Source organism: Nitrospirota bacterium, assembly GCA_030684575.1.
Taxonomy (GTDB): Bacteria; Nitrospirota; Nitrospiria; order Nitrospirales; family Nitrospiraceae; genus Palsa-1315.
On record JAUXVD010000008.1, the window covers coordinates 69,451 to 84,423 of the forward strand.

The 14,973-nt window shown below is 56.8% G+C and carries 18 protein-coding genes and 1 tRNA gene; 18 read left to right on the forward strand and 1 reads right to left on the reverse strand.

Features of this window, described 5'->3' with window-relative positions; genetic code table 11:
• The first annotated feature begins 22 nt into the window (after window positions 1-22).
• The 7 genes from Q8N00_03430 (at window position 23) to rlmB (ending at window position 4,710) form a co-directional block, all read left to right on the forward strand.
• Window positions 23-298: an integration host factor subunit alpha gene (locus Q8N00_03430; protein ID MDP2381837.1), complete on the forward strand. Its 276-nt coding sequence runs from the start codon at window positions 23-25 to the stop codon at window positions 296-298.
• Window positions 299-341: 43 nt separating this feature from the next.
• Window positions 342-686: a MerR family transcriptional regulator gene (locus Q8N00_03435; protein MDP2381838.1), complete on the forward strand. Its 345-nt coding sequence runs from the start codon at window positions 342-344 to the stop codon at window positions 684-686.
• 98 nt (window positions 687-784) lie between these two features.
• Window positions 785-861: transfer RNA gene (locus tag Q8N00_03440), tRNA-Pro, on the forward strand.
• A 113-nt stretch (window positions 862-974) separates the two neighbouring features.
• Window positions 975-1,778 (forward strand): 5'/3'-nucleotidase SurE, encoded by an 804-nt coding sequence (surE, locus tag Q8N00_03445; GenBank protein ID MDP2381839.1) that lies wholly within the window; start codon window positions 975-977, stop codon window positions 1,776-1,778.
• Window positions 1,779-1,792: 14 nt separating this feature from the next.
• Window positions 1,793-2,422 (forward strand): DedA family protein, encoded by a 630-nt coding sequence (locus tag Q8N00_03450; GenBank protein MDP2381840.1) that lies wholly within the window; start codon window positions 1,793-1,795, stop codon window positions 2,420-2,422.
• A 7-nt stretch (window positions 2,423-2,429) separates the two neighbouring features.
• A complete protein-coding gene (gene cysS / locus Q8N00_03455) occupies window positions 2,430-3,944 on the forward strand; it encodes a cysteine--tRNA ligase (protein ID MDP2381841.1) in 1,515 nt (504 codons plus the stop codon).
• Window positions 3,904-4,710 carry a 23S rRNA (guanosine(2251)-2'-O)-methyltransferase RlmB gene (gene rlmB / locus Q8N00_03460; GenBank protein MDP2381842.1) on the forward strand — a complete coding sequence of 269 codons (807 nt, stop codon included), beginning with the start codon at window positions 3,904-3,906 and terminating at the stop codon, window positions 4,708-4,710. Before cysS ends, rlmB begins: the two co-directional genes overlap by 41 nt.
• Here rlmB and Q8N00_03465 read toward each other — a convergent pair.
• Window positions 4,697-4,999, reverse strand: coding sequence for a LuxR C-terminal-related transcriptional regulator (locus Q8N00_03465; protein ID MDP2381843.1), 303 nt, complete (start codon window positions 4,997-4,999; stop codon window positions 4,697-4,699). The two genes, rlmB and Q8N00_03465, sit on opposite strands and share 14 nt — an antisense overlap.
• 223 nt (window positions 5,000-5,222) lie before the next feature.
• On the opposite strand from Q8N00_03465, the gene Q8N00_03470 reads away from it, so the two are divergent.
• The 11 genes from Q8N00_03470 (at window position 5,223) to Q8N00_03520 (ending at window position 14,944) form a co-directional block, all read left to right on the forward strand.
• Window positions 5,223-6,005 carry a prepilin peptidase gene (locus Q8N00_03470; GenBank protein MDP2381844.1) on the forward strand — a complete coding sequence of 261 codons (783 nt, stop codon included), beginning with the start codon at window positions 5,223-5,225 and terminating at the stop codon, window positions 6,003-6,005.
• A gap of 250 nt (window positions 6,006-6,255) precedes the next feature.
• Window positions 6,256-6,705, forward strand: coding sequence for a GspH/FimT family pseudopilin (locus tag Q8N00_03475; GenBank protein ID MDP2381845.1), 450 nt, complete (start codon window positions 6,256-6,258; stop codon window positions 6,703-6,705).
• On the forward strand, window positions 6,702-7,193 hold the full coding sequence (locus tag Q8N00_03480) for a choice-of-anchor X domain-containing protein (protein ID MDP2381846.1): 492 nt from the start codon (window positions 6,702-6,704) through the stop codon (window positions 7,191-7,193). Before Q8N00_03475 ends, Q8N00_03480 begins: the two co-directional genes overlap by 4 nt.
• A 25-nt stretch (window positions 7,194-7,218) precedes the next feature.
• On the forward strand, window positions 7,219-7,959 hold the full coding sequence (locus tag Q8N00_03485; protein MDP2381847.1) for a hypothetical protein: 741 nt from the start codon (window positions 7,219-7,221) through the stop codon (window positions 7,957-7,959).
• A gap of 46 nt (window positions 7,960-8,005) precedes the next feature.
• Window positions 8,006-9,487 carry a hypothetical protein gene (locus Q8N00_03490; protein ID MDP2381848.1) on the forward strand — a complete coding sequence of 494 codons (1,482 nt, stop codon included), beginning with the start codon at window positions 8,006-8,008 and terminating at the stop codon, window positions 9,485-9,487.
• Between the two features lie 29 nt (window positions 9,488-9,516).
• Entirely contained in the window at window positions 9,517-11,325 is a 1,809-nt protein-coding gene (locus Q8N00_03495) for a GspE/PulE family protein (protein MDP2381849.1), read from the forward strand.
• A 264-nt stretch (window positions 11,326-11,589) separates the two neighbouring features.
• Entirely contained in the window at window positions 11,590-12,087 is a 498-nt protein-coding gene (locus Q8N00_03500; GenBank protein MDP2381850.1) for a prepilin-type N-terminal cleavage/methylation domain-containing protein, read from the forward strand.
• 11 nt (window positions 12,088-12,098) lie between these two features.
• On the forward strand, window positions 12,099-12,641 hold the full coding sequence (locus Q8N00_03505) for a prepilin-type N-terminal cleavage/methylation domain-containing protein (GenBank protein ID MDP2381851.1): 543 nt from the start codon (window positions 12,099-12,101) through the stop codon (window positions 12,639-12,641).
• Between the two features lie 32 nt (window positions 12,642-12,673).
• Window positions 12,674-13,909 carry a prepilin-type N-terminal cleavage/methylation domain-containing protein gene (locus tag Q8N00_03510; GenBank protein MDP2381852.1) on the forward strand — a complete coding sequence of 412 codons (1,236 nt, stop codon included), beginning with the start codon at window positions 12,674-12,676 and terminating at the stop codon, window positions 13,907-13,909.
• 18 nt (window positions 13,910-13,927) lie between these two features.
• On the forward strand, window positions 13,928-14,521 hold the full coding sequence (locus Q8N00_03515) for a hypothetical protein (GenBank protein MDP2381853.1): 594 nt from the start codon (window positions 13,928-13,930) through the stop codon (window positions 14,519-14,521).
• Window positions 14,522-14,551: 30 nt separating this feature from the next.
• Window positions 14,552-14,944 carry a hypothetical protein gene (locus tag Q8N00_03520; GenBank protein ID MDP2381854.1) on the forward strand — a complete coding sequence of 131 codons (393 nt, stop codon included), beginning with the start codon at window positions 14,552-14,554 and terminating at the stop codon, window positions 14,942-14,944.
• Window positions 14,945-14,973 lie beyond the last annotated feature (29 nt).

The window sequence follows — 14,973 nt, forward strand, 5'->3', positions numbered from 1 at the left end:
TAGAGGCATCGGAGGGGAAAGTATGAGGAAAGCGGATATCGCGAACGAAATCTACAAGCAGGTCGGTATTTCCAAGAACGAAGCCGCAGATATTGTCGAACTGGTGTTGAATATGCTGAAGGATGTGCTGCATAAGGGAGAGTCGGTCAAGATTGCCGGATTTGGAAACTTTGTGGTGCGTAGCAAAGGGGCTCGGAAGGGTCGAAACCCTCGGACGGGTGAAGAAATCGGGATTACGCCCCGTCGTGTCGTGACCTTTCGTCCCAGTCAAGTGTTTAAGAAATACGTCAATTCATAGCGCCGTTCACTCACCTTAACTCATCCCACCACGAGGACCGGTCATGGGGAACGAGCCCAGGCTGGGCAGCAAGGTTTTTTATAAAATCGGCGAAGTGAGCCAGATCGCCAAGCTGCCGGCTTACGTGCTCAGATTCTGGGAGTCGGAGTTCCCGTTTCTGAAGCCCAAGAAAAGTCGTGGGAATCAGCGCCTCTATGTCAGGCGAGAAGTTGAAACGGTGCTGGAGATCAAGCGGATGCTCTATGAAGAGGGGCATACCCTGGCAGGGGTGAAACGATATTGGGCCAGGCGAGGCCGGGTCGCCAGCCAGCAGCTACGGCCCAAAGAGCTCGCGCAGAAGCTACGAGGGAATCTTCAGGCGATTCTCAAAATTTTGGAGTCGTATTAAGCGTAACAAGGGTCTCGATTCGTCTCTTTCAAGCCGGTTGCATTCCAGGCGCTTCCAAGGAGACAATGCGGGAGTCGGTGATATTGAATAGAGCCCGTCGGGGCGTGGCGCAGCCCGGTAGCGTACTCGCTTGGGGTGCGAGTGGTCGGCCGTTCAAATCGGCTCGCCCCGACCAAAATATCGAGTGCTGAGGACTGAGGCGAAGAGGATAGTCGTGAACTCGGTTCTCAGCACTCAACACCGAAACAGAGAGCTGCCGCTGGCAGCTTTTTTATTTCTAGCGATACGATGCGTATTGTAGTCACCAACGATGATGGGATTCACTCGCCCGGGTTGACGGCGCTGGCTAAGGCCTTGTCCAAGGTGGGCGAGGTATGGGTCGTGGCGCCGGATCGTGAGCGGACCGCAGCAGCCCATGCGGTGACGCTCCATAAACCGCTCCGAGTGGAGCAGTTGGGGACGCGGATCTATTCGGTCAGTGGCACGCCAGTCGATTGTGTGAATCTGGCCGTGCTGAAACTTCTGCCTGCACCGCCAGACCTCCTCGTGTCAGGAATCAATCGAGGTGTAAATCTCGGCGACGATGTGTTGTATTCAGGAACGGTGTCGGCCGCGATGGAAGGAACGATTCTCGGTATTCCCTCCATGGCTGTCTCTCAGGAGGGGCAGGAGCATTTTTATTTCGACGCTGGGGCTCGGTATGCTGTTCGTATCGCACGTTTGATTATGAAAGAGGGTTTGCCGGGCGAAACGTTGGTGAACCTGAATATTCCCGATCGGCCGTTCAAGTCCATCACCGGAGTCCGGGTCACCTGTCTCAGCCGCAGACGCTTTCACAATCCGATCATCGAGAAAGTCGATCCTCGTGGTAGGACGTACTATTGGATCGCCGGGACTCGTGTGTCCTGGAGCCGGAGCAAAGATGCCGATCATGAGGCGCTGGAGCAAGGTGCGGTTTCGCTCACACCTATTCACCTTGATACGACCAATTACGCGGTGTTGGATCGATTCCGGGCTTGGGAAACAGTGCGTCGACAGGATACGCATCCAGTGACTGCTGCGGTAAAGCCTAAGGGCAAGAAGAGGAGTTAGGTCCTGTGGGGAATCTGATCGAAGCGATCATCACGGAGCTCAGCCGGTTCATCGTATCGATGATCTCGACGTTCGGCTACACCGGGATTTTCATCACCATGGCGATCGAGAGCGCCTGTATTCCTTTGCCGAGCGAGATCATCATGCCCTTTGCCGGGTATCTGGTGACGACGGGGCAGTTTACGATGTTGGGTGTGACATTGGCTGGCGCCCTCGGGAACGTTGCCGGGTCGGTTGTGGCCTACTACGCTGGTGTGTGGGGCGGACGGCCGTTCGTCGAGCGGTATGGGCCCTATATGTTGGTGTCACGACATGACATCGAAATGGCGGATCGATGGTTCGCGAAATATGGTGATGCCGCCGTTTTTTTTAGCCGAATGCTTCCGGTGGTCCGGACCTTCATTTCGTTGCCGGCCGGCATCGCCAGGGTGAATATTTATCGGTTCATGCTCTACACGTTTCTCGGTGCATTGCCCTGGTGTTATCTCCTGGCCTATATCGGCGTGAAGATGGGAGAGCAGTGGGAGCATCTGAGAGACTATTTCCATCAATTCGACATTGTGATCGGTGTCTGCCTGGCGCTCGCTGTGGGGTATTTTCTCTGGTCCCATTGGCCGAAGCGCCGCATCACTCCGGAGTTGTAATCAGCCCATGCTCTCGATCTACAACAGCCTCACGGGAAAAAAAGAGCCGTTTCACTCGCTCCAGCCGAAGACCGTGCGAATGTATGTCTGTGGCGTGACCGTCTACGACTATTGCCATATTGGTCATGCACGGAGCGCGCTGGTGTTCGATGTGATCCGGCGCTATATGGAGTTCGGCGGATACCAGGTTGAATTCGTCAAGAACTTCACCGATGTGGATGACAAGATTATCAAGCGAGCGAACGAACGAGGCGTGTCCTGCGACGTCATTACCGCCGAATTTATCGAGGCCTACTATCAGGACATGGGGAAGCTGGGTATTCGGCGGGCGACGAACGAGCCAAAAGCGACTGAGCATATGGCTGAGATTATTGCGCTGGTTGACACGCTGATTCAGAAAGGACTCGCCTATCCGGTGGATGGCGATGTCTACTTCCAGGTCGAGAAATATCAGGCCTATGGCCGCCTCTCAAAGCGAAAGCTCGAGGATTTGCAGGCCGGCGCCCGAGTGGATGTGGATGAACGAAAGCGTCATCCGATGGATTTCGCGCTCTGGAAGGGCAGCAAGCCTGGCGAGCCGTCATGGGAGAGTCCCTGGGGCCCTGGGCGGCCTGGCTGGCATATCGAATGTTCCGCAATGGCGATGCGCCATCTAGGCGAGACGTTCGATATTCATGGCGGGGGAATGGATCTCATTTTCCCTCATCACGAAAACGAAATTGCCCAGTCCTGCGGCGCCACCGGGAAGGAATTTGCGCGGTATTGGGTTCACAACGGGTTTGTGCAAATCAACCAGGAGAAGATGTCCAAATCCCTGGGGAACTTTTTCACGATTCGTGAGATTTTTGCGAAATCAGAATGGCCGGAGGATATCGCGGGAGAGATGCTGCGCTACTTTCTCCTCGCGACGCAGTATCGTGGTCCGCTCGACTTTTCCGATCACGCAATCAAGGAAGCCAAGCAGGCGTTAGATGGATTCTACGATCTCTTTAATCGCCTTAAAGAGAAAGCCGAAAGTACCACGGCTGACAAGGATCTTCCTGGAGTGCTGAAGCGCTGTAGGTTGGCGTTCTGCGAAGCGATGGATGATGACTTCAATACGCCAGTGGCACTTGCAGAACTGCAGCGGATGAAAAGCGACGTCAATAAATTGCTGAGCCAGGGCCTCTCGACGGAGAGGCGGAAGAATGTTAGAGATGAATTCCGGTCGCTTGGCAATAACCTTGGATTGTTTCAGTTAGACAAGTGGCAATTCGCAGATAAGTCACGGTCAGGAGGCATAGTTGTTACGCCAGGCACCGGGTCCCTGACGTTGACGACCTTTGCCCCAGCCGCCATAGTTGGTCAGGTATCACCCGAGATTGAACTCTCGGAAGAGCAGATCGAACAACAGATAGCGGAGCGTCTCGATGCAAAAAAGAAGAAGAACTTTCCAGAAGCGGACAAGATTAGAAAGTTCCTCGCCTCCCGCGGCATCGTCATTGAAGATAAGCCCGACGGCACCAGTCGCTGGAAGCGATAGTCCTCAGGATCTGATCTACGGGCTGCATGCCGTGCGTGAGGCCTTGCGCGCCGGTACTCGTCCGTTGCAGCGGCTGATTCTGATGCGAACCGATCGACAATTTGCCGACCTCGTGCAGTTGGCGAAGGTCAAGCGAGTCCCCGTTCATATTGAGCCTCCTCCTGCTTTTGCGCGATTGGTGCCGACAGGGAATCATCAAGGCGTCATCGCCTACATCGCAGCCAAATCGTTTAGCACGACGGAAGATATTCTCAGCCGGGCGAAGACGCGGGGCGAGAAGCCCTTCCTTGTGCTTCTCGACGGGGTCGAAGATCCTCATAATTTAGGCGCGGTCTTGCGGACTGCTGAAGCTGCCGGTGTTCATGGGGTCTTTATTCCGGAACGGCGTGCCGTCGGTCTGACGCCGGTGGTGGCGAAGGTCTCAGCCGGGGCGATCGATCACATTCCCGTCGGCTGCGTGGCCAATCTGATTCGTTTGATTCAGGATCTGAAAGAGGAAGGCCTCTGGGTGTATGGTGTCGATCCGCAGGCGGAGAAACTCCACACCGACATCGACATGACCGGGCCGATTGCGCTGGTGTTGGGAGGAGAGGGAGAAGGGATTCGTCCTGGCGTGCTGGGGGCCTGTGACGATCGGATCAGGATTCCGATGTTGGGCAAGGTCCAGTCGCTGAATGTCTCGGCTGCCGCAGCCGTCACCCTGTTCGAAGCGGTCCGCCAGCGCCGCAAAATCGCAGCGCCGGCGGCGACGCCTACCGGATCTTGATCGTCCCGTCCTGGATTGCGGTCTTGAGCAGCTGCGCGGTATTTGACACACGCATCTTTTTCATCATGTTGGCCCGATGGGCCTCGACGGTCTTGACGCTGATCTTGAGCCGCTGCCCGATTTCCTTGTTTTTGAACCCAGCCCAAATCAGTTCAAGGATCTCCTGCTCGCGACTGGTGAGGGATTCTGGCCGTTTCTTGCGTGGTGGCGGAGCGAGGTTCGCCAGGGACGGCTTGGGCTTCGGTTTCGTCTTCGGTTTTGGCTTTGCAGCCGGTGCGGTCCGTGCCATGATCCTGTTCTCCTTTGATGAATGAAAAAGTGCAGTATAATTAAACTTGACGGAGAACTTCGCAGGAGTAAACCCTCGCCAAGCAGGAAGCAGATTATAGAGAACTCTTACGCTGTAAGTAAATTCAGGGAGATGGCCCTAGAATAACTACCTAGCTTTTTTCATTTGGCATGCGAAGTGCGTCGCTTGACGCTCCGAGCTGTCGCCTGTTACTGAGTCGATTATGCAAGAATGGCCGCTCTATCTTCTGGTCGGGACCCTTGGGGCGCTGATAGGCAGTTTCCTCAACGTCTGCATCTATCGATTGCCCAGAGGAGAATCGATCGCCTGGCCCGGCTCCCATTGTCCCTCATGCGCGCACCCCATCGAGTTCTACGATAATATTCCGCTGCTGAGTTACCTCTGGCTTGGAGGCCGCTGCCGGGCTTGCCGCACATTCATTTCGATACGATATCCCCTGGTCGAAGCCGCAAATGCACTCGGCTATCTCACAGTCTTGTGGTTCTTCGGTCCCAGCTGGACGGCAGCCCTCTATGCCTTGCTGTTTTCGGCATTGGTTGTGGTGACGGGAACAGATCTCACCCATAAGGTGATCCCTAATGTTATTACGATACCCGGCATGGTGGTTGGACTGCTGGGCGCAGCGACCGTCCTGCCGGTTGGCATGGTCAACTCGGTGCTTGGCCTCACCATCGGAGGCGGCATCCTCTGGCTCTTGGCCTGGCTGAGTCCCTATCTGTTTGGCAAGGAGGGAATGGGAGGGGGCGATATCAAGTTGCTGGCGATGGTCGGTGCCTTTCTTGGCTGGAAGCCTGCCCTCCTCACGATCATGATCGGTTCACTCACCGGGTCTGTCATCGGCATTAGCTTGATCGCGTTTCGCATCATCAAGCGTGATGACTATATCCCCTTTGGCCCCTTCCTAGTCTTGGGGGCACTCCTCTCGATGTTTTTTGCCCAGCCGCTCCTCGATTGGTATCAAGGTCTCCTCGGTCCTGGCTACTAACGCCCCATGTAGTATCTATTTTGGCGTTCTCCTGTATCTGAAATATAAATTGGCGCTCTAGTCCTCCCCAACATTTTGTTCAGGGCATGGGCCTGCTCCGCCTCGATATCTTCTGGTGTTGATGTGAAACCACTTGAATTATCGAAGTATTCTACGCTCATTCATTAGTACGTATTCATGCGTATAGGCGTGGGCATGGGTCTTGGAGACAGGTTGATCATCCTAAGTAGAGTTCTTCTTCGAGGGGTTTATGCCGATAGACCGACAGGTGCAGGAACAGGGCTGGAGTCTGGCAGAGCTTCTCATCGTCTTGGCGATCATGGGGATCATGACGATGTTGGCCGGGCCGAGTTATCAGACGTTGACTGCTAGGGTTCAGGCGCGGAGCGCCACAGCAGAGATCGCGTCGGAGCTCAGGCTCGCCAGACAGCTGGCGATGGCCAGGCGAGAACGTCTTCGGGTCATATTCGATCGAGAGACCCGCACGATCACGCTTCGACGAGCGGATGCTGAGGGCATCCTGCATGTCTATCGCTATGCGGATAAGGGGGTGGTCGTGGATGAGCCAACAGCCGGCCCTGAATTGTTATTTCAGGCAAGTGGTCGAGCTGCGACCCCGACCACCATCCGTGTGAGAGATAGCCAGGGCCGGGAAACACGATTCACGGTGAGTATCACCGGAAGAGTGTCTATCTCATGATGCGGGATCGACTTTTTCAGGTAGAGCGCGGAGCCAGTTTTGCCGAGGCGCTTGTGGCGATGGCGCTCACAATGACCGGTCTCGCCGGGGCGATGGGAGCCTTTGATGCCGCAGAGCGGATTATTCGAAATGGCATGTTGGCCACGCGTGCCCTGGCAATGGCGGAGTCGCGGCTTGAGGCCAAACGATCTGCGAGATGGGATCGACTGTTACTGGATGATGTGAACCACGATGGTGTCACGGACCTTGTCATGCATGACGACGGAGTAGGCGGTGATGCCGTGGCCGGTGATGGAACGTACTCAGGGAGTTGGGACCAGGATGGCGTCCAACTGATCTGGACGGTGACGCCGAGCCGTTCCGGTTCGCTATCGGTTTCAGGGCATGTCGTGCTCGAGGCTCGTGCAGCCTATGCTTCCAGGTCTGGTCCTCGCGAGGTACGAGTAGGGACGTTACTGGCCAATCCCCTGTTTATCGGGAGCGAATAACGAGTCGTCGCGTGAGGGAGACAGCATGAATACAGATCGTCAACTACGAGATATCCGCCACAGCGCGAGGATGGAGGCCGGTGCCAGTTTGGTCGAGTTGATGTTTGCCATGGCGGCAGGTCTGGTCGTCTTGGGTGCCACGCTTCAAGCCCTATCTTATTTCCAACAGCAGTTTGTGCGGCAACAACGTGAGGTCGCACAACAGCAAGACCTTCGCCTGGGGTTGGAAGTGCTTGAGCAGGAATTGCGGCTCGCAGGGTCCGCTGCTCTGACCACCGCGGCTTCGGACGCAGTGGAGTTTTCGGCGAATCTGCAAGGTCTCTCAACGACGATCACGGCAACGTCCGCAATCGGCCAAACGGCGCTGTCGGTCGAAGACGGGCGAGGGTGGGATGATCGGAAAACCATTGTCGCTTGTTGGGCAGAGCGCTGCGAGACGCTGGCCCTGGCTCGTGATGGACAGCGGCGATTACTCACCGTGACGCAGCCACTCACCATCATGATTCCATCGGGAGCCTCTGTCGTTCAGTTGAATCGTGTCCGTTACTACAGTCGTCATGATGACCAGGGTGTGCTGCGATTGCTGCGACAAGTCGATGGTGGCGCGAGTGTCTTGGTCGGAGATATCAGGGCGGCGAGATTTTCATATTGGGATGCAAACGGGCAGGCTGTGACGCAACCAGCCCTCGTGAGACGGGTCGTGGTTGAAGTCATGATGCCCGATCAAGGGATGCGCGCAGTCCGCGAAATTAGCCTCAGGACATAACAGCCGCAGCGCCAATACGAACGGGAGTGAGGAGATGGAGATGGAGATGGAAGAACGGCTTGCATCAGAACGTATGAATCAGTGCGACAAGGGCCATGTGCTTCTCGCGGCCCTCATGCTGATCGTGCTGCTTGGGATCGCCAGTATGACCTCTCTATTTCTGGCCAGTCAGGATGCCCCTGGCGTGAGCGCCATGAGAGAGGATAACGTTGCACAACAGTTGGCCGACGGTGCGGCGGATGTGGTGATGAGTTGGTTCCACGATCCCTCATCCACGCCAACAGCCATTGCCGAACTGTTGGTCAAGCGGCAAGGAAATCTTGAAAGTGGGCCATCGTTCTTCGATGCAACTGGGCGTTCACAATTTACCGGTACCATCGATCGTCCTGATGTCTTCCTACGTGCATCGAACTCCACGGACGACCAGGTGTTGAATCAGCCTCCCAACGGCCTGTTCGCGTCGCTGCGAGGCCTTGGCCGCATTCTTTCGGTGAAAATGTATGGTCCTCTGCAGCCTGGTTTACTGAGCACGGTTGAGGTCACGGCTACGACGGTCGATCCTCGACCGGTCACACGAACCGTGCAGCTTCAGCTTGGGGCTCTGTCGATTCCTGCGGTTCGTGCGGCGGTACAAGTCGGACAGTCGTTGGGCCTCTTGCAGTCAGGCGGCGCATCTCCCGTACTGGTGCATTGGGGCGATCAGCGAGTGGTGGGGGATCTCGCGGTGCAACGAGTCGAGGACCTCGTCCTCAAAAGCAACAGCGCGCCGGTGACGGGGCAATCGTACGATCAGATGTTGTCTGTTCAGGATCGCTGGACGGAATATTGGATCGGAGGGATGGTTTCGGTCCTTGCACCTCCGCCAGGACACGGAGCGAATCCTCCGCTTGCTGACAATGTACACCTGCGCCAATATCCGACGCCTGGGCTTAGGCTCGATCAGTGGGATTACGATGCACTCAAGAAGCTCGCACTGCACTGGGGGACCTATTACCGACTCGATCGTATGGGGCAGCTTCATCCGCAAGGGGCTTCGGACTCGGATCAGGGCATCGCGCCTGCAACGGCACTGGAATCTCAGGCTGTTGGAGACCACCATGGATTGGTGTTTATCGACACAGTCGATGGGCGCCCGCCTCATGTCGATAATATGGGCACAGTGCTGCTCGATACGGACTACGTTGAAGGGTTGCTGGTCGTGCAGGGTCATGTGGTGCTCAGGCCTCGGGCCGCAGGGAAACCTGTTCCGGCCCTCAGCCCCTCTCCGACGGGAGCGCAGTCCCTCGGGACAAGAGTGCCGGTGCAATTGTCCGGCATCCACCTCAACGGTCTGCTCTATGTGGCTGGTGCCATCAGGATTGAACGATCAGCTCGCCTGTATGGGGCGGTGATGTCAGGACAGAGCGTGACGTCGATCGGCACCGGCGACGTGATCGAGATCTGGTACAACGCCGACTTGGCGCAAGGGCTGTTTCGAGGGCTTCCCGTGGTCTATCGAGCACCCGGCACGTGGATGGCGAAATACTAGCGGGAAGGCGAGGACGAAAGGCGTCGGGCATGACGGTCGAGACGAACATATTGGCCGGTGGAACAGGGGGGAATAAGGGCGGCCGCTCGGCGAAACCATCGCGCTATGCGATCGAACAAAACGTGCTGGATAGCTTGGTGTATCGTGGCATGATCAGCCTCTCTGATCTGACCGCTGCGGTCGATGAATCGTCCGATGGTACAGTTGACCTGGAAACTCTCCTCCTGGACCGCTACGGCGTTCAGAAAGAAGCGCTTGGATCGGCGCTGAGCGATTTCTATCAATGCCCGTACCTGCCATATGACGAGCGAACCGCTAGCGATCGTGAACTGTTGAAAAGTCTCAACGCCGATTATTTGAAGAAACATGCGTGGATTCCCATCGCGCGGCGCGGCTCGTTAATAGATGTGCTCACCAGCGATCCGCACGATCTCGACAAGACCTTGGATGTACGGCGAACATTTCCCGGCATGACCATTCGCTATTCGGTCGGCTTGCGGCGGGACATCGAGCAGTTTCTCCAGCTGTCGACAGGGCAAGGAACGAAGGGGTCTATCGGAGCCATTCTCGGGGAGCTGGTCAATGAGATTCATCTTGAGCCTGCCATCGATCCCGTATCCGGCGGGATCGACGAAAACGACTCAGCCATTGTGCGGCTCACCAATGAAGTGATCGCCGAAGCCGATCGCCTCGGCGCGTCGGACATCCATATGGAGCCCTATGCGGATCGTAAGGACATGGTCGTGCGCCTACGCGTCGACGGCACCTGCTTCGCCTACATGAAAATTCCCGCTGCCTATCGGCGCGCGGTGGTGTCCCGCATCAAGGTCATGGCCAATCTCGACATCGCTGAACGGCGCAAACCCCAAGACGGCAAGATCCGGTATCGGTTGGCAAAGGATCGAGAGATAGAATTGCGCGTGGCGACCCTTCCCACTGCAGGACAGGATGAAGATGTTGTATTGCGCCTCCTCACGGCTAAGCAACCGATGCTGCTTGACGCCATGGAATTTGCTCCGGCTACCTTGCAGGCCATACGAGCCATCGCAGAGAAACCACATGGGATCATTCTCTGTGTCGGACCAACCGGGTCCGGCAAAACGACGACCCTGCACGCGATTCTCAAACACATCAATACCGACGAGCGAAAGATTTGGACGGCCGAGGACCCTATCGAAATTACCCAGGACGGACTTCGGCAAGTGCAAGTCCATCCGAAGATCGATTTGACGTTCGCAACCGCAATGCGGGCGTTTCTGCGCGCCGATCCAGACGTCATTATGATCGGCGAGATGCGGGACAAGGAAACAGCCGATATCGCCATTGAGGCCTCGCTCACAGGCCATCTGGTGCTCAGTACTCTCCATACGAATAGTGCAGTCGAGACGGTGGTTCGGTTGCTGGACCTCGGGTGCGACTCGTTCAACTTTGCCGATGCCATGTTGGGAGTGCTCGCCCAGCGTCTGTGCAAACGGATCTGCATCCAGTGCAAAGAGTCCTACCATCCGAGTCGACAGGAGTACGATGAACTGGTGCAGGGATATAGTGCGCAGGGTTGGCCAACGGTCGGCATCGAATACCTCCCCGATTGGCGCCTCTACCGTGGACGAGGCTGCGAGGCCTGTAACCGAACCGGGTTTAAGGGCCGAGTGCCCCTCCATGAATTGTTGATTCCCTCGGAAGCCATGAAGCAGCTCATTCAAACTCGATCGCGCAAGGCTGAGATGTTGGCGTTTGCACTAACCGAGGGGATGGCCACCTTGCTGCAGGATGGCATCAGGAAAACGTTACAAGGTCTCACGACCTACCGCCAAGTTAGAGCTGTGGCGATGAAGTAGCCAATTTGTTGTATCCGTATTAGGCCGTACTTCCCCCCCTCTCACGGTTCTTTCCCACTCAAGAATTCCTCCATGTGAATATTCATCCTTGTCGAAAATTGTCCCTCGCAGGTCCGAAAACTGTTCATGTAGAAGGGGCCATCCCTAGGGCGTTCTTGTATATCAATAGCTTAGACGTGATTGCTCCCTTGTGCATAACGGCATGTCCCTTGCGTGAGTGTGACAGACGATATGGGTCTATCAAGACAAAATAGGACGGATGTTATGCTCGGATCGAAGAATCGCCAGAGCGGGTTCACGTTGATCGAGCTGATGATCGCGGTGGCGATTATCGGGGTCGCGGTGGCGATCGCCATCCCGAATTTTACGCGGATGTACATAGACTATGAAGCGAAAGCCACGGCCTCTGAGATCACCCGTTTTCTTGTGATGGCTCGTACGAGAGCACAGACGTCGAATCAGACTCTCACCGTCGGAATCGTCCTGGTGAATGGGGTGGTGTCTATGACCGCCAGCAATCTCGCAGGCGCTCAGACATTTCGGAACGGGTTTGATGCGGGACATATGGTGCCGCTCGTGTTCAGCGCCGGTGGCATCCCAAACGGGGGAGCCGTTCAGTTCGACTCAAATGGGGTCAGGACGGGCGTGCCCGGTGCAGGAGTCCAGACGATCACCGTCGGAGGGATTGTCGGAGGGGCTCCATCCACACAATATCGCATTAATATTGCGCAGAGCGGAATTGCCGGGCTGGTGAGGCTGTGAGGTCTGCGGCAATGGACGACAAACAGCACAATAGCAATAGGATAATCAGCCGGCTCCGACAAGAGCGGGGATTTACCCTCATTGAGGCCATGCTGTCGTCGGTTATTCTTGGGATCGGGTTGCTCGGGTTAGCCGCCATGATGACCTTGTCGTTCACGCGCAATAGCGACGGGAATGAAGTGACCGCCGCCACCAACCTCGCGGCGGAGCTCGTCGAACGGATGCAATTCAATCGACGGAATCTCGTGAACGGCTATAACGGCATCAATTTGATTTCAGCCAACCCCGCGCTCTGCGTCCAGAATGCCCTGACTCAGCCGGTGGCGAGAGGGGATTGTCTGCAATGGCAAGCCCGCCTATTTGCGTCTGGATTGGTAGGGGTCCGAGCCAATGTGGCGGTGGCGCTCGTGGGGCCGGTAGTGCTCAATCAAAATAACATCAACGTGAACGTCACCTGGACCGGATCAAGTCGCAATACGATTGCCGGGGGGTCGGCCGCCTGGGTCGCAGGGACCAAAGCCATCACGTTGAACGCGGTCATCGCACCGGAGTGAGCAGCCGACAGGGAAAGGGGCGGACGCACGATATGAGATCGCAAGACCAGCCGCACGCACAGGGATTCACATTGATCGAGGTCATGGTGGCGACCGCGGTGACGTCCGTGATCGTGTTGGCCGGTATGGCTGCCCTGACGATGACCGGCAAGGCCGTGCGAGCCAACGAGCAAATTTCCGACGCCCAACAGAACGCGCGTATGGCCATGGAGATGATCACCCACGACATCAAGATGGCTGGGATGGGGCCGGCTATCGATCCGTCACGGAATCCGCCTCCGGTTGGAAACTGTGGAATTGGCGGGACTCCAGTGCCGATGCTCCCTGGGGATAACAATCCGACCGTCGGGGTACCCGATACGGGACCGGATCAAATCTCACTCGTGGTCCCCCTCACATTTTATGGTGCGCCGGCTGTTCCGGGGGTTCCGCCTGCCTGGCAGACCACCGCTCCACTCGGTATCGGCGCAGCGGGGTTTGCAAACGTGCCGATCAACGCAGCCATCCTTCCCGCTATGGTAACTGCGGGACTCGCGGCCAACTCCTTTATTTCGATTGGTGGCGTCGTCGCAGCTCAGGTGGGGGGTGCGGCCGCTCCCTTGGCATTGGTCGCCCCCATTCCAGGGCCGACACAGATTCCGACGGGCACTCAGATTTTTCTGTTGCAGTGCATTACCTATCAAGTGATTCCTCAGCTTGCCGGTGGGGCTCCCGGTGCAGATCTCAATAACGTCTGTGGCGGCAATGCTCCCTGCCTGGTCAGGGGGATCGCGAATGCCACGGTCAATTCTTTCGGGCGTACGCTGCCGAATTGCAATGTCGCCGCGAGTCCCTGCTTGCCGATCGTCAATGGGATCGAGGATCTCCAGTTCGCCTATGCCTGCGACGGCTGTCTCTTGCCGGCGCCAGGCGGTTCTGAGCCGAACGGTCGGCTGGATGATGTGAGTCTGAACCTGAACTTCGACCAAGCGGACTACATCTCCAACCAGATCTGGAACAACCCGCCCATGACGCCGTCCGCCATTAAAATGGTGCAAGTCACGATCGTCGCCCGGCAACAGTCGCAGGACAATGGACTGGGAGACGGGAATTCACAGGCAGGAGCGGGGACCCTGTCCACCACCTTTCTCACGGTCGATGACCATATTCATGCCAACGGCGTCTTCGTCGCCGGCGATGCGGGGGCCCAGGTTCCTCCCTATGCGTCGGTGCGCCGGCGGGTTGTGACTAGGACCGTGGAGACGAGAAACGCGAGACCCTGGTCCTGAGCGAGGAGGAAGAGGACGATGATGGAGCAGCATAGTTGGGCGCAGATACGGGACGAGCAGGGGGTGAGCCTCATCACCTCCATGATGGTGATCCTCATCATGACCCTGATGGGAATCTCGATCCTTGCCGTCACAGGAACAGAGCGGCAAATTTCGAGTTCCGTCAGTGCCAGTGAGTCCGCGACCGGCGCGGCAGAGTCCTGTGTGAGTACGGGAGCGAATGTGCTCCAACAGTTTATGTCAGCCCGTGTCGTGCCGCCCGCGTTGCTCGCCAATGCCGTGCCGCCCGGCCCGGTGCCGGTTGCGAACCTTGCCGTGTTGAACGCCGAGCTGATCAATGATGGTGGCAATGCGGATTTTCCGGTCGGAGCGGGCTCTGCGCCAAACCTGGCGATGACCGTCGGGAACTACCAGGTGTTCGGTGACATTGATCGCATGTATATCCAATGTGCCCCCGGGAGCGATTGTGCCGACCCGCAGGCTGCGCGGTTCGATATTTTCTATCAAATCACCTGTGTCGCGCAAAATCTGGCGACGGGGGTTACCAGTCAAGTCGGGGCCCTGTACGCCTGTAACCTGTCAGGATTTTTCTGTCAGCCGAGACCCTACTAGGCCTGCGATCGCTCGATGAGGAGGAACAGCATGATGGACCGAACTCGCACAGAGGAACAGAGGGAATCCCTCCACCGAGACATCCGGATGACCGGGCCTCGCCGACTATTCGCCCACACCGGAATCATGGTGCTGGTTGTGACGTTTCTGTCCGTCATGAATACCGGCGTCACGCGGGCAGAGGACCAGCCCATTCCTTCGATGACGATCGGTTATCAAACCGGTGCGATCACCGCCATCTATGAGAAAACGCTCGAAATCAATGGGCGGGCCTACGGCTTGATGCCGGAGGTGATCATGCTTGACGAACATGAAGAGACCTTGGATCCCGCTCGCCTCATGGTGACTGCCGAGGTGAAATTTCACGTTAAGAAAGAACAAAGCAACAAGATCGACCGAATGATCGTGACGCTCCCCAGGTAACAAGGAAACGGTGGATACGATGTCTTGTG

Coding starts and splice junctions, on each gene's coding strand:
- Q8N00_03515 (MDP2381853.1), top strand. CDS start 13,928: ATGATGGAGCAGCATAGTTGGGCGCAGATACGGGACGAGCAGGGGGTG.
- Q8N00_03505 (MDP2381851.1), top strand. CDS start 12,099: ATGGACGACAAACAGCACAATAGCAATAGGATAATCAGCCGGCTCCGA.
- Q8N00_03500 (MDP2381850.1), top strand. CDS start 11,590: ATGCTCGGATCGAAGAATCGCCAGAGCGGGTTCACGTTGATCGAGCTG.
- Q8N00_03430 (MDP2381837.1), top strand. CDS start 23: ATGAGGAAAGCGGATATCGCGAACGAAATCTACAAGCAGGTCGGTATT.
- Q8N00_03435 (MDP2381838.1), top strand. CDS start 342: ATGGGGAACGAGCCCAGGCTGGGCAGCAAGGTTTTTTATAAAATCGGC.
- cysS (MDP2381841.1), top strand. CDS start 2,430: ATGCTCTCGATCTACAACAGCCTCACGGGAAAAAAAGAGCCGTTTCAC.
- Q8N00_03510 (MDP2381852.1), top strand. CDS start 12,674: ATGAGATCGCAAGACCAGCCGCACGCACAGGGATTCACATTGATCGAG.
- Q8N00_03480 (MDP2381846.1), top strand. CDS start 6,702: ATGATGCGGGATCGACTTTTTCAGGTAGAGCGCGGAGCCAGTTTTGCC.
- Q8N00_03470 (MDP2381844.1), top strand. CDS start 5,223: ATGCAAGAATGGCCGCTCTATCTTCTGGTCGGGACCCTTGGGGCGCTG.
- Q8N00_03465 (MDP2381843.1), bottom strand. CDS start 4,999: ATGGCACGGACCGCACCGGCTGCAAAGCCAAAACCGAAGACGAAACCG.
- Q8N00_03485 (MDP2381847.1), top strand. CDS start 7,219: ATGAATACAGATCGTCAACTACGAGATATCCGCCACAGCGCGAGGATG.
- surE (MDP2381839.1), top strand. CDS start 975: ATGCGTATTGTAGTCACCAACGATGATGGGATTCACTCGCCCGGGTTG.
- Q8N00_03490 (MDP2381848.1), top strand. CDS start 8,006: ATGGAAGAACGGCTTGCATCAGAACGTATGAATCAGTGCGACAAGGGC.
- Q8N00_03475 (MDP2381845.1), top strand. CDS start 6,256: ATGCCGATAGACCGACAGGTGCAGGAACAGGGCTGGAGTCTGGCAGAG.
- Q8N00_03495 (MDP2381849.1), top strand. CDS start 9,517: ATGACGGTCGAGACGAACATATTGGCCGGTGGAACAGGGGGGAATAAG.
- Q8N00_03520 (MDP2381854.1), top strand. CDS start 14,552: ATGATGGACCGAACTCGCACAGAGGAACAGAGGGAATCCCTCCACCGA.